This is a genomic window from Erwinia sp. 2186, assembly GCF_057812255.1.
Window position 1 is genome coordinate 1,198,366 of record NZ_CM173824.1, and the last position, 13,006, is coordinate 1,211,371.

At 52.6% G+C, this 13,006-nt stretch carries 16 protein-coding genes and 1 other RNA gene; 6 read left to right on the forward strand and 11 right to left on the reverse strand.

What is annotated here, in order from left to right; translation table 11 throughout:
- The 3 genes from nrdI to ACXKZG_RS05515 form a co-directional block, all read right to left on the reverse strand.
- Entirely contained in the window at positions 1-411 is a 411-nt protein-coding gene (gene nrdI, locus ACXKZG_RS05505; RefSeq protein WP_013203457.1) for a class Ib ribonucleoside-diphosphate reductase assembly flavoprotein NrdI, read from the reverse strand.
- A 4-nt stretch (positions 412-415) separates the two neighbouring features.
- Entirely contained in the window at positions 416-658 is a 243-nt protein-coding gene (nrdH, locus tag ACXKZG_RS05510) for a glutaredoxin-like protein NrdH (RefSeq protein WP_013203456.1), read from the reverse strand.
- Positions 659-935: 277 nt separating this feature from the next.
- Complete coding sequence (locus ACXKZG_RS05515; RefSeq protein ID WP_053144600.1) at positions 936-1,262, reverse strand: DUF883 family protein; 327 nt, start codon at positions 1,260-1,262, stop codon at positions 936-938.
- Between the two features lie 162 nt (positions 1,263-1,424).
- On the opposite strand from ACXKZG_RS05515, the gene ACXKZG_RS05520 reads away from it, so the two are divergent.
- The 4 genes from ACXKZG_RS05520 to ACXKZG_RS05535 all read left to right on the forward strand — a co-directional run bounded on the left by ACXKZG_RS05520 (position 1,425) and on the right by ACXKZG_RS05535 (position 4,790).
- The gene (locus tag ACXKZG_RS05520) at positions 1,425-1,760 is read left to right on the forward strand and encodes a DUF2002 family protein (protein WP_013203454.1); all 336 of its coding nucleotides are present in this window, start codon (positions 1,425-1,427) and stop codon (positions 1,758-1,760) included.
- Between the two features lie 161 nt (positions 1,761-1,921).
- Positions 1,922-3,340: an S-methylmethionine permease gene (gene mmuP, locus ACXKZG_RS05525; protein WP_488875825.1), complete on the forward strand. Its 1,419-nt coding sequence runs from the start codon at positions 1,922-1,924 to the stop codon at positions 3,338-3,340.
- Between the two features lie 49 nt (positions 3,341-3,389).
- On the forward strand, positions 3,390-4,262 hold the full coding sequence (mmuM, locus tag ACXKZG_RS05530; RefSeq protein ID WP_245174183.1) for a homocysteine S-methyltransferase: 873 nt from the start codon (positions 3,390-3,392) through the stop codon (positions 4,260-4,262).
- Between the two features lie 108 nt (positions 4,263-4,370).
- On the forward strand, positions 4,371-4,790 hold the full coding sequence (locus ACXKZG_RS05535) for a hypothetical protein (protein ID WP_041692100.1): 420 nt from the start codon (positions 4,371-4,373) through the stop codon (positions 4,788-4,790).
- A gap of 71 nt (positions 4,791-4,861) precedes the next feature.
- Here the strand turns inward: ACXKZG_RS05535 and speG are convergent, their stop codons facing one another.
- From speG to smpB, 5 genes are all read right to left on the reverse strand, one after another.
- A complete protein-coding gene (speG, locus tag ACXKZG_RS05540) occupies positions 4,862-5,419 on the reverse strand; it encodes a spermidine N1-acetyltransferase (RefSeq protein WP_041692388.1) in 558 nt (185 codons plus the stop codon).
- A 142-nt stretch (positions 5,420-5,561) separates the two neighbouring features.
- On the reverse strand, positions 5,562-6,428 hold the full coding sequence (locus ACXKZG_RS05545; RefSeq protein ID WP_013203449.1) for a nucleoside-specific channel-forming protein Tsx: 867 nt from the start codon (positions 6,426-6,428) through the stop codon (positions 5,562-5,564).
- A gap of 530 nt (positions 6,429-6,958) precedes the next feature.
- Positions 6,959-7,813 carry a PA4780 family RIO1-like protein kinase gene (locus tag ACXKZG_RS05550; protein WP_013203448.1) on the reverse strand — a complete coding sequence of 285 codons (855 nt, stop codon included), beginning with the start codon at positions 7,811-7,813 and terminating at the stop codon, positions 6,959-6,961.
- A 125-nt stretch (positions 7,814-7,938) separates the two neighbouring features.
- Positions 7,939-8,302: a transfer-messenger RNA gene (gene ssrA / locus ACXKZG_RS05555) on the reverse strand.
- Positions 8,303-8,354: 52 nt separating this feature from the next.
- Positions 8,355-8,837 (reverse strand): SsrA-binding protein SmpB, encoded by a 483-nt coding sequence (smpB, locus tag ACXKZG_RS05560; RefSeq protein WP_013203447.1) that lies wholly within the window; start codon positions 8,835-8,837, stop codon positions 8,355-8,357.
- A gap of 158 nt (positions 8,838-8,995) precedes the next feature.
- Here smpB and ACXKZG_RS05565 point away from each other — a divergent pair, with 158 nt between their 5' ends.
- The gene (locus ACXKZG_RS05565) at positions 8,996-9,430 is read left to right on the forward strand and encodes a type II toxin-antitoxin system RatA family toxin (protein ID WP_013203446.1); all 435 of its coding nucleotides are present in this window, start codon (positions 8,996-8,998) and stop codon (positions 9,428-9,430) included.
- Entirely contained in the window at positions 9,423-9,710 is a 288-nt protein-coding gene (locus ACXKZG_RS05570; RefSeq protein WP_013203445.1) for an RnfH family protein, read from the forward strand. Before ACXKZG_RS05565 ends, ACXKZG_RS05570 begins: the two co-directional genes overlap by 8 nt.
- Positions 9,711-9,750: 40 nt before the next feature.
- On the opposite strand, the gene bamE is transcribed toward ACXKZG_RS05570, so the two are convergent.
- The 3 genes from bamE to nadK all read right to left on the reverse strand — a co-directional run bounded on the left by bamE (position 9,751) and on the right by nadK (position 12,883).
- Entirely contained in the window at positions 9,751-10,101 is a 351-nt protein-coding gene (gene bamE / locus ACXKZG_RS05575; RefSeq protein WP_013203444.1) for an outer membrane protein assembly factor BamE, read from the reverse strand.
- Positions 10,102-10,254: 153 nt separating this feature from the next.
- On the reverse strand, positions 10,255-11,916 hold the full coding sequence (gene recN / locus ACXKZG_RS05580; protein ID WP_346566268.1) for a DNA repair protein RecN: 1,662 nt from the start codon (positions 11,914-11,916) through the stop codon (positions 10,255-10,257).
- 88 nt (positions 11,917-12,004) lie between these two features.
- Complete coding sequence (nadK, locus tag ACXKZG_RS05585) at positions 12,005-12,883, reverse strand: NAD(+) kinase (RefSeq protein WP_013203442.1); 879 nt, start codon at positions 12,881-12,883, stop codon at positions 12,005-12,007.
- Between the last annotated feature and the right edge of the window lie 123 nt (positions 12,884-13,006).

Consider the following 13,006-nt stretch of genomic DNA (forward strand, 5'->3'; position numbering starts at 1 on the left):
TTATGAGTGTACTTTCTGTCGCTGCCAAAATTCGGTTACTCCCTGATAAACGTTGGCGATGTCGTCGGCGGTGCCCAGTAGCTCGAAGCGGTACAGGCATGGCACCTGGCATTTCTGCGCAATGATGCTGCCGGCCAGGCAATAGGCTTCGCCGAAATTGCGATTACCGGCGGCAATCACTCCGCGGATAAGTTGGCGGTTACTGACATCGTTTAAAAACTGGATGACTTGCTTAGGCACCGCGCCCTGACTGGTGCCGCCGCCGTAGCTGGGCACCACCAATATATAGGGTTCATCCACCTGCAAACGCTGCGCGGCATCCAGTGGAATGCGGCGCGCAGGCAGGCCGGTGCGGATGACAAAACGGTGCGTGTTTTCAGACTGGCTGGAAAAATAGACCAGCGTCGACATCGTCTTAACCCTGCATCGCCGTGAGTGGGCGAAGCGCGGAGATTTTGTCCGGGCGGAAACCGCTCCAGTGATCTTCTTCCGCCATCACGACGGGCACCTGGCGATAACCCATCGATTTCAGCGTTTCAACGGCAGCCGGCTCGTGGTCGAGGTTAACCAGTTGGTAATCGAGGCCGTGCTTGTCCATGGCGTTTTTTGTCGCATTGCACTGGACACAGTTGTTTTTTGTGTAAATAATAATGCGCATGATTCGTATTTACCTTATGGTCTGGTTGACGTCTCGTCTGGCACGCTTTTTGCTGCAATCCGCTGCCGTCGTTTAACCACATGTAGTGGCTGAGTTGATGGGATAAATACTAGATATAGTGTTTAGATATTGCAACCACACAATATCCAGGTATAAGAATTTTCTTGATGAGGAAAATGGACAGGCCTTGTCAGGCGCGGGATGCAGCGTTTTAAGACCGGCAAAAAAAAATCCCCACACCATCAGGTGCGGGGATTTGTCTGTAAAGTAAACGAAACTAGTTACGCGATGAGGTGGTCGTTGCAATCAACGCCCCAACAAAAATACCTAATGCAGTACCAATCCCAACTCCATGCCACGGTTTGTCACGCACATAAGAGTCAACTTGCCCACCGGCATCTTTTGCCGCCTGGGTCACACGGTTATTGCCGTGGAGTTTGGCGCGAGTCTCTTTCAACATCGCTTCTGCGCGGGAACGTGCACCGTCGACTTCATCTTTAGTCTTACTTCCGTAAGATTTCAGCAGATCGTCAAGGGTATCGGCCAGCTGATTGACGTCCTGATTGATATCAATGTCTTCATTTTTAGTGTTTCGGTTAAACATTTTTCTCTCCCTTGGAAATGAAACGTACTATTAACTATAGACCATCATGCAGATTTTTAGTGACCCGGACCGGAAAGCAGGGCGTTTATGGATTATTCCGAAAGCGCTTAACCTTCACGCTGTTGTAAGGTTGCAGGGTTGGCACGTTTTAGAGGAATGAGTATGTATTTACGCCCTGATGAAGTTGCTCGCGTACTGGAAGGTGCGGGATTTGAAATGGATGCGGTCACCGCAAGAGCCTATGGTTACCGTCGAGGCGATAACTATGTCTACGTTAATCGTGAAGCGCGCATGGGCCGTACCGCCCTGATTATTCATCCTGTGTTGAAGGAAAAAAGCCACGGCTTTGCGCATCCGGCCTCCGATATGAAAGCCTGTGAAGAGTACGTGCAGTTTCCGATGTATCTGGCTGGAGAGAATCAGGATCACTACGGCATCCCCCACGGTTTTAGCTCCCGCGCGGCGCTGGAACGCTATATCGTAAACATGTTTGGCTGAGTAATCAGCCCGTTGAGTTTTCGGCGCACGCGTTGGTCGCGCTGAAAATCTCGCCCCCGCACGATCATCCCTCACACTCAGTAACGTTGCTTTCACCGGCCAGAATCGGTATAACGCTGACCCCATGTAGAAGTTTAGACGTCTAAACGGATAAATCAGCGATGCAGCAAAGCAAGCCCGAGACAACTCAACAATTCAAGCGCAGCATGAAAGCCCGCCATCTGGTGATGCTCTCGTTAGGCGGCGTGATTGGCACCGGCCTGTTCTTCAATACTGGCTATATCATTTCCACCACGGGTGCAGCTGGCACCTTGCTCGCCTATATCATTGGGGCGCTGGTGGTCTATCTGGTGATGCTGAGCCTTGGCGAGCTGTCGGTGGCGATGCCAGAGACCGGGGCTTTCCATGTTTATGCGGCCCGCTACCTGAGCCCGGCGACGGGTTACACCGTTGCCTGGCTTTACTGGCTGACGTGGACGGTCGCCCTTGGCTCAAGCCTGACCGCTGCGGGTTTCTGTATGCAGTACTGGTTCCCGCAATCGCCGGTGTGGCTGTGGTGCCTGCTGTTTTGCGCGCTGATTTTTATGCTGAACGTGGTCTCTTCCCGCTTCTTCGCGGAAGGGGAGTTTTGGTTCTCGGTGATCAAAGTGGTCACCATCCTGGCCTTTATACTCCTCGGCGGGGGAGCCATTTTCGGTTTTATCCCGCTGAAGGATGGCAGCAGCGCGCCGTTCTTCCACAATCTCACCGCCTCTGGCTGGTTGCCGCACGGTGGCCTGCCGATCCTGATGACCATGGTGGCCGTCAACTTTGCATTCTCCGGTACCGAGCTGATTGGCATCGCGGCGGGTGAAACCGAGAATCCGCACAAAGTTCTGCCAATGGCGATCCGCACCACGGTCGCACGGTTGATCATTTTCTTTGTGGGTACGGTACTGATCCTGGCAGCGCTGATCCCGATGGATCAGGCGGGGATCGTCAAAAGCCCGTTTGTGATGGTCTTTGAAAAGATCGGTATTCCGTATGCGGCCGATATCTTTAACTTTGTGATCCTCACGGCGATCCTCTCGGCGGCGAACTCAGGATTATATGCTTCGGGCAGGATGCTCTGGTCGCTGTCGAATCAGAATACCTTGCCGCGCTGCTTTGCCAAATTGACCTCCCGCGGTATCCCGCTGATGGCGATTTCAGTCAGCATGCTGGGAGGCTTGCTGGCGCTGTTTTCCAGCGTGATTGCGCCGGATACGGTGTTTGTCGCGCTGTCGGCTATTTCGGGTTTTGCGGTGGTGGCCGTCTGGCTCAGCATCTGCGCTTCCCATTTCTTCTTCCGCCGTGAGCATGTGCGGGCGGGTAAACCGCTGACAGACTTGAAATACCGCGCGCCCTGGTATCCGGTGACGCCGATCCTCGGCTTCCTGCTTTGCCTGCTGGCCTGCGTTGGGCTGGCGTTCGATCCGGAACAACGCATTGCGTTATACTGCGGCCTGCCTTTCGTAGCGCTGTGCTACGCGGCCTATCATTTCACTCAGCGACTGAAAAATCGCGAGCTGGCAAAGGAGAGTGTGCGTGTTACCGAATAAACTTTCTGTAGAACAACAGGTGGCCGCGGGGCTGGTGCTGGATGGCGCAATGGCCACCGAACTTGAAGCGCGCGGCTGCGATCTGACCGACGCGCTGTGGTCGGCCAAAGTGCTGATTGAGAACCCTGAACTGATTTATCAGGTGCACTACGACTATTTCAAGGCGGGCGCGCAGGTGGCCATTACCGCCAGCTATCAGGCAACCCCGCAGGGCTTCGCCAAACGTGGGCTGAGTGAAGAACAGTCGCTGACGCTGATTGCCCGCAGCGTGGAGCTTGCCAGCCGTGCCAGAGCGGATTACCAGGCTGCCGAACCGCAGGCCGGCAATTTGCTGATTGCCGGCTCTGTCGGGCCCTACGGCGCCTATCTGGCGGATGGATCCGAATATCGGGGTGACTACAGCTTGCCGCAAGCAGAGATGATGGCTTTTCATCGCCCACGTATTCAGGCATTGGTTGCAGCTGGGGCGGATATCCTCGCCTGTGAGACGATGCCATCCTTTGCAGAGATTCAGGCGCTGGTGGCCTTGCTGGCGGAGTTTCCCGGCACTCCAGCCTGGTTCTCTTTCACGCTGCGTGACGGGGAACACCTGAGCGACGGTACGCCATTAAGCCAGGTCGTCAGTGTGCTGGAGAGTTGCCCGCAGGCCGTTGCGCTGGGACTGAACTGTATCGCGCTGGATAAAGTGACGGCTGCGCTGCAGACCCTCAGCTCACTGACCAAAAAGCCGCTGGTGGTCTATCCCAACTCCGGCGAGCAGTACGATGCGATCAGCAAAACCTGGCACAGCGATGCCTCAACCTGTACGTTGATCGACAATCTTTCTGCCTGGCAGTCTGCCGGGGCTAAATTGATCGGTGGTTGCTGCCGGACAACGCCAGCTGATATCGCCGCGATCGCCCAGCGCTGCCATTCACGATAAGCCGCTAAAAATTTGTCTTATTACGCCCGCAATGGTCGGGCGTAATTAATGAAAACCCGTCAGACTCCGCTTAGACTATTCTGAATATTTAAATTGGCAGGAATGCATATGAGAAGGCTTTTGCTGGCGCTGGCTTCAGCGTGGTTATTGAGCGGATGTGCCACCATCGTTGGCGATCAGACCCAGGACGTTTCCATCCAGACCTGGCCTCAGGGCGTGAAATTTGTGGTGCAGGATGAAACGGGAAGGGCCGTTGCAGAAGGGATTACCCCTAAAACAGTCTCACTGCTGAAGTCTGACGGCTCGTACCTTGGCAAGAAGAAATACACGCTGCAACTGGAGCGCGCGGGTTATGTGCCGCAGACGATCCCACTGGAAGAGAGAGCCAACCTCTGGTACATCCTCGGCAACATTCCGCTGGGTGGCATTCCTGGCTGGCTGTTTGTCGATCCGTTTAATGGCGGCATGTACAACATCCATCCGGAAAAAGTGAATACCATTATGAATCCGGTGGGCGCACGCGGCTAGATGCGGACAACCAGGGGAAGATCGCTCTTCCCCTGGTTGCGCGTTCTGACGGGTTCAAAACCGACCCGACGCTATTGTGCCGTTGGGTTCAGCATCACGTGAGCGGGTTTATGTTTTGCCAGATACTGCTGCTGGAAAATGCACATGCGAATGGTGTTACGGTATTCGCCATTAATAAAGAATTCGTGGATAAGTTCGCCTTCAATATCGAAGCCTAATTTGGTGTAGATGTGAATGGCTTTCTTATTTTCTTTATCGACGATCAGGTACAGTTTATACAGGTTCAGCACGGAAAATCCGTAATCCATCGCCAGCTTGACGGCTTTACTGGCAAGGCCTTTGCCTTGATGGCTTGGGGCAATGATAATCTGAAATTCAGCACGTCGATGAATATGGTTAATCTCAACCAGTTCAACCAGTCCCGCTTTATCCCCTTCAAATTCCACCACAAACCGACGTTCGCTCTGATCGTGAATATGCTTATCGTAGAGATCGGACAGTTCCACAAACGCTTCGTACGGCTCTTCAAACCAGTAACGCATAACGCTGGCGTTGTTATCAAGCTGGTGAACAAAACGCAGATCTTCACGTTCGAGAGGACGCAGTTTTAAGCCATCTTCGGCAGGCATGGGAGACATATAAGTTCCTTTTATCAGATGCAATATTGCTGAGGAATTATACGTCTGACGGGAGGAAATGGCACGGCGTAAGCGTAGAAACAATGACGCCAGCACGGTTTCCGGTGCTGGCGTTTAGAATGTGTTTAAGGCATCAGAAGTTGTAGCCAGCGACCAGGTAGTAACCCCAACCGGTGGATTTCACTTCAAACTGACCGTTACCGAAGTTCAGCTCCTGGCCATCAGCCCACTGTCCGCCGTTGTGGAAGTAACGCGCCACGAACGAGTAATGCCAGTGATCGTAACCCAGCGAGAGGATATGGCTGGAAGCGATAGAGTTGCTGGTACGGGACGGGCCGGTCTCATCACGCAGATCGGAGCCCCAGTCAAAGTTGGTGAAGCCGATGTAGCTCAGATTTCCGCCCCACAGGCTGGTAATCGGCACGAAGTATTTCACCTTAAAGCGATAGCCATCCCAGCTGTTTTCGTTCGCTGCACCGTAGTTTTCCCACTGGTATTTGGCATACACGTTCAGTGAAAGGCCAACATCTGAGTGGGTATCGATATCGGTACCCAGACCCATGAACCAGGTGTTCTGGCGGTTATCGCTGTTACGGCCCATATCGTAGATATAGTTGTTCGCGAAGTACCACTCTTTGAACGGGCCGAAGCTCAGGTCCGTGTTGGTCAGCTTGTCGATAGAGAAACGAGGTTCGATTTCCATAAACAGCGGGGAGCCGTGGTCAAAGATACCGTTAGCATTGGAGTTACCCACGCCGAAGAAGTTAGTCGCATCGATATAGCCGTAGAAATCGAACCAGTCTTTTTTGGCGAACGCTTCGTATTCCAGATATACGTCATTATTGAACTGAGGTCCGAAACGGGTGTGGTAGCTTCCCACCACGTTGACGCTCTGATGCCACCAGTCGGAAACATACTCCGGCGAATCGGTAGCAGCAGTTGAAGAGGCACTATAAGAGAGCGCTGCGAGTGCGCCAGCCATCAGAATTTTATATTTCATTATATTACCACAGGCTTAATGACCCTTTTATGAAGCCACTGCGAAGGTCTTATTAAGTCGTCAACAGAAGAGGAAAGGGTGACTGTTTTCACAGCAAAAAACACCCGCGATGAATGCTGCGGCAGTGTGCCGTCATCCGCGCTTAAGGAAATAGATATCGCTCACACTTGTCAAACCTTGTTTCATTTCACTTTAGGTAAAGTGTGATGGGTGTCACAAATATGTTTGACCGGATGGTCTGAAAGGGGATTGAGGACAGGAAGGGGGTTTTTTGAGCCAGGTAATCGTTTGCATCGCTGTTTAAGGTAGAACAGGCAAAAAGCGGAAGTAGAATTAGCGATTCTGCCGTGGGAAGAGAAGGGGAATGGCAGCGGCTTATAATAAGGTAAGCTTATGGATAGTGGCGTTTTTAGCGTCGCGTCATCCCTGGCGAGATGAGCCCTTTTTGGTTTCATTAAGAAGATCGCGGGGAGTGATCTCCTTAATAACACCTGCAAAATAGCCGCAGAATTTTACCGGGGCAGAATCATCTACTCTTCGTCGCGTTCTTTATTTGCCCGCTGACGTTCGTAATAGTCATCTTCCGCCGTAATGATTTCATCCATCAGCGAGTCCATATCGACTTCATGAATCTCTTCAACGAACAGTCCTGTCAGCGGCGTTTCTGGGGTTAACTTGCCGTCTTCATACAGCAGCCAGATTTCTTTCGCATAACGGGTTTTAAGCAACTGCGGAGCAAACTGACCGTAGTACGCCGTGATGTTATTCACGTCACGCTCGAACATGGCTTCAGCATGGTTATTCGCTGCAGCATCGACAGCCTGAGGCAAGTCGATAATGACCGGGCCTTGCGCATCGAGCAGTACGTTAAATTCCGACAGGTCACCATGCACGATACCGGCACACAACATGCGTACGATATTACGGATCATGGTATGGAAATCAGTCACCGCGCTTTCTTCGGACATAGTCACATCGCTAAGACGTGGAGCCACCATGCCGTCTGCATCCGTCACCAGTTCCATCAGGAGCACGCCGTCGATACAAAGATAGGGCTGAGGGACTCGTACGCCCGCTTCTGCCAACCGGAACAGCGCATCCACCTCTGCGGTTTGCCAGGACTCTTCCTGCTGCTTGCGGCCGAATTTAGAGCCTTTCTGCATCGCACGGGAGCTACGTGAGTTACGGACCTTGCGGCCTTCCTGATACTGCACGGCCTGCTTAAAGCTGCGCTGTGTCGCTTCCTTGTACACTTTGGCACAATTGATCTTGTCACCGCATAACACAGTGTAAACGTCGGCTTCCTTTCCGCTTTTAAGGCGTTGGAGCACATCGTCTATCAGGCCATCATCAACCAGAGGTTGGATTCGGTTTGGGATTTTCATGCGGCTTTATACCTTATTTCAGCCAGGTTACGAAAGATATCAGGCACAAAAAAACCCACAAGGTTTTCACCGTGTGGGTTCTCAGGACTTCATCGAGTGGGTCTGGTAACCATCGACCAAGAATTTGGTGGAGCTGGCGGGAGTTGAACCCGCGTCCAGAATTACTACACCGTCGGCACTACATGCTTAGTCCAGTCTTTACATTCGCCGGTTAGCTGCGAACGGACACGCCACTAACCAACTAGCCTGATTAGATTTAGTGTTTCAGCCCCAGGCAGGACATCCACACGAGTTCTTTTGTTTTTGACCTCTCTTGATCCCCGTCCTAAGAACGGAGGCTAGGGAGAGAGGGCTCTGAGCAGGTTATTAAGCTGCTAGTGCGTAGTTTTCGTCGTTTGCAACTATTTTTTTGCGGCTTTTAACGAGGCAAACCGCCCCTCGGCATGCTCCTAGGGCTTCGCAAATCCTGTCGAATCCAGAATCAGCCCCAAGTACTACTGTGAAGCAGTATAACAGAAAAACCTGTCGCTACGCCATAGGCTTAGCGATTTGCGTGTTTCATAATACGTGCTTTGTCGGTCTTCCATTCGCGATCTTTGATGTCACCGCGTTTGTCGTGCTCTTTCTTACCTTTGGCTACGCCAATCTTCAGCTTGGCCCAGGCATTTTTCCAGTACAGCGATAAAGCGACGATGGTGTAACCATCACGGTTGGCTTTATCGAACAGGATTGCCAGCTCGCGCTCCTTAAGCAGAAGCTTGCGGGTGCGGGTAGGGTCGCAGACCACATGCGAGGATGCGCCAATCAACGCCTGGAAGGTTGCGCCGAACAGAAAGGCTTCGCCATCACGCAGCATGATGTAGCTTTCGCTGATGTTAGCCTTTCCTGCGCGGAGTGATTTGACTTCCCATCCCTGGAGCGACAGTCCCGCTTCGAATTCATCTTCAATGAAGTATTCATGGCGGGCCCGTTTGTTCATGGCAATGGTAGCGGAACCGGGTTTATGTGCTTTTTTCTTAGTCATAGTGCCACTTAGTTTACATGAAGCAGTGATTGAAGGCATCCCCTGTAACAAACGAGACGGGGAAAAGCGCTATTTTAGCAGAACGCTGGCGGCTGAGAATTTTTGTTTGCCTGCCGGCGATGGTATTATTGAAAAGTTGAAGATTAACAGGAAACGTTATGTCTCAGATTAGTCGTTCCGCGTTGGTGCCCTACAGCGCAGAGCAGATGTTCCGGTTGGTAAACGATGTGGATGCCTATCCGGAATTTCTTCCAGGGTGTACCGGTAGCCGTATTCTCGATGCCAGCGAACAGCAGATGACCGCGTCAGTGGATGTCTCTAAGGCTGGGATCAGTAAAACGTTTGTCACGCGAAATACACTGACGGATAACCAGAGCATTGCTATGCAGCTGGTTGATGGCCCGTTCCGCAAATTGAACGGTGGCTGGAAGTTCACTGCGCTCAGTGATGATGCCTGTAAGGTTGAGCTGAGTCTGGACTTTGAGTTCACCAATATGCTGGTTGAACTGGCCTTTGGACGCATCTTCAAAGAGCTGGCAAGCAGCATGGTGCAGGCGTTTACTAAACGCGCGAAAGAGGTCTACAGTGCCTGATATCGCGGTTGAAGTGGTCTATGCGTTGCCAGAAAAACAGTATCTGTACACGGTCAACGTGGAAGAGGGCGCGACTGTCGAAGACGCTATCAAAGCTTCCGGCATTCTTGAACTCAGAAGTGATATCAATCTCGCCAGTAACAAAGTGGGTGTTTTTAGTCGTCCGGTAAAACTGGGGGATGAGGTACACAGTGGCGATCGCATTGAAATCTATCGCCCGTTACTGGCCGACCCGAAAGAACTCCGCCGTCAGCGCGCCGAACGCGCGGCAAAAAAATAAGGCGCCTTAGCGCCTTACGATTTCATCAACAAGCCTGCTGTTAACCGCTTTTCTTGCCGCTCAGGGTTGGCTTGTTATCAATGTTGGTCAGGGTACCGCTACCATCAAAGGTCAGCGTCAGCGTCTGCTGAGTCACAGGCTCATGGCCTGGCTCCTGGCGGAACACGTAATACCAGACGTTGCTACCAAACGGGTCGCGCATCATCGGCGTGCCCAGGGTGTAAGCCACCTGCTGTTGCGTCATGCCGGTATGAATTTTGGAAACGTCATTCGCAACCAGGTAATTGCCCTGGTTGATGTCCGGGCGGTAAACCACTCGCTCCAGAGTGGAACATCCAGCAGTCATCATCAGAAGAACCACCGCCGCAGCAGTCAGCGTTTTACAGCGCATAAGTATCTCTATTCCTTTTCGGGCCAACAATCTGGCTGCATCGAACGTTCGCTACGATTACAGCGTAAGAAGACGATGATAATAAACCTTTCCGCAGTTTGAAACCTCTACGGAGCAAGGATATGACCACAACAGGCCAAAAAAGTGCGGCAATCAGGCTGCTAAAAGCTCCTTTGCGTTCGCCAGCGTGTTGCGAGTGACCTCGCTACCGCCCAGCAGACGGGCCAGTTCCTGCAGACGGGCACGTTTATCCAACGGGATCATATGGGTTTCAGTCATTTCGCCATCGGTCTCTTTACTGACGTAGAAATGATGATTTCCACAGCCCGCTACCTGCGGAAGGTGGGTCACACACATAACCTGCGTGGATTCCCCTAACTGACGCAGCATCTTACCGACCACGGCTGCGGTAGGACCGCTGATACCCACATCCACCTCATCGAAAATCAACGCTGGCGTATCCATCTTACGGGCTGTAATCACCTGAATGGCGAGGGCAATACGCGACAGCTCACCGCCAGAGGCCACTTTCGATAATGGTTGAAGCGGCTGACCAGGGTTAGTGGTCACGCGGAAATCGATACGGTCTGCACCCTCAGCGGTCAAATGGTCAGCGTTAAACAGCACCTCAATCCCCAGCTTACCGTGCGGCATGGAGAGCGCATGCATGCTCTCACCAATCAGGCGGCTCAATTCTTCTGCGAAATGCACACGGCGCTGATGCAACTGCTCAGCACAGGTCATTGCCGCACGATGATGGCGGGAAACGGTCAGCGTCAGATCTTCCTGATCGCTCTCCTGCTGATCGAGCAGACCTTGTTCTTCCAGCAGCTGCTGGTGGAAGACCGGCAGTTCTTCAGGGGAGATGTGGTGTTTGCGCGCCAGAGCGATCTGTTTAGATATCCGCTGTTCAAGCTCATGCAGACGGTTTGGATCGAGATCCAGACGTTCGCAGTAGTGACGGAGTTCATCGCTGGCTTCACTGATTTGAATGGATGCTTCATCCAGCAGCTTATAGACCCCGCTGAGCTTGTCATCCATCGTCAGCAGCTCGCTAAGCAATTGCTGAGCGGTATACAGCTGATTCTGCAACGTGGCGTCTTCGCCATCAGCCAGCAGCATCAGAGCTTGTTGACTGGTGGAGAGCAGCTGCCCGCTGTTGGCCAGACGCTTGTACTCTTCATCAATCGCTTCATATTCACCGGTCACGGGCGCGAACTCGTTCAGCTCTTTCAGCTGATATTGCAGAAGCTCACGGCGAGCCTCGCGCTCCTGAGAGAGTTGCTGATGCTGTGCCAGCACGCGGCAGCTCTGGTGCCATGCACGATAGCTGGTCGCCATTTCCTGCATCAGGCCTGTTTCTCCGGCGTAACCATCAAGCAGCGTTTTCTGATGTTCCGGTTTCAGCAGAAGCTGGTGAGCATGTTGACCGTGGATCTGGATCAGCAACTGACCGAGGTCGCGTAGCTGAGAAAGGGGAACCGCAGTGCCGTTGATAAAGCCGCGTGAACGGCCGTCACTGTTGATCACCCGGCGCAACAGGCACTCGTTACCTTCATCAAGCTGGTTTTCAATCAGCCACGTCAAAGCAGAAGGGGTATCTTTCAGAGAGAAGCGCGCACAAATATCGGCGCGGGAAGCGCCAAGGCGAACCATATCCGCTTCCGCCCGACCGCCCAGGCACAAGCCGAGCGCATCAATAGCAATGGACTTCCCTGCGCCGGTCTCGCCGGTGATGGCGGTCATGCCACGCTGAAAATCGATTTCAAGTTCACGAACAATCGCAAAATTACTGATGGTCAGTTGTGCCAGCATAGTGGGTATTCCTGTACGTAAACACAGATATGGTTTTTCATACAGTATATACTGGTTTTATAACCAGTAAAGTAGCTGGCGTTGGTTTTTAAAACAATTTTTTCGACCAGGCGAGCTTAGAGCTCAGCGTATTGAAATAATTATAGTTTTGGGGATGGATGAGATTGAGGTGATCGTTATTCCGGCGGATCAACACGTCTTCACCTTCCTGAATTGGCAGGGCAATCTGGCTGTCACAGCTGACTTCCAGGTCGCCGCGCATATGGGAAAAGCGCAGGCGAATGGTGCTGCTGCTGTTAATCACCAGTGGCCTTGCGGAGAGCGTATGCGGGAACATCGGCACAATCGCGATGGCATCCAGAGACGGCGTTAGAATGGGGCCGCCTGCGGAAAGTGAATACGCCGTTGAACCGGTCGGCGTGGAGATGATCAAGCCATCTGAGCGCTGAGAGAAGGCGAACGACTCGTCAATGTAGACTTCGAACTCAATCATATGGGCGACTTTGCCCGGATGCAGCACCACTTCATTAATGGCCGTGCCGATGCGCGGTTCACGTCCCTGGCGGCACACCTGCGCTTCAAGCAGGAAGCGGCTTTCTGTAATGTACTTACCTTCCAGCACGTCGGCTAACTGCTGCTGGGCATTATCCGGATCGAGGTCGGTAAGAAAGCCAAGATTGCCACGGTTGATCCCAATCACTTTGATATCGTAACGCGCCAGTACGCGCGCCGCGCCCAGCATATTGCCATCACCGCCGACCACTACGGCAAGGTCGGCTCGCTGACCAATTTCCGCCAACGTGCCGGTTTCAACGTCCGTCAGATTCAGCTCACGGGCGATCTGCTGCTCGATAATCACCTCGTAGCCTTTGGTTGTCAGCCAGCGATAGAGCATCTCGTGTGTCGTCAACGCGGTAGGATGGCGCGGATGGCCCACAATACCGATACAGTTGAAATGTTTGTTCATGATGCTGGCGTTCCTCATGAGGTAAACTACCTCAGACAATGTGACGGGTTCCCTTGAAACCGCAATTCTGATCCCCATAATAAGCGAACCAGCGAGATGAATGTGCATAAACGCGGAGAAATT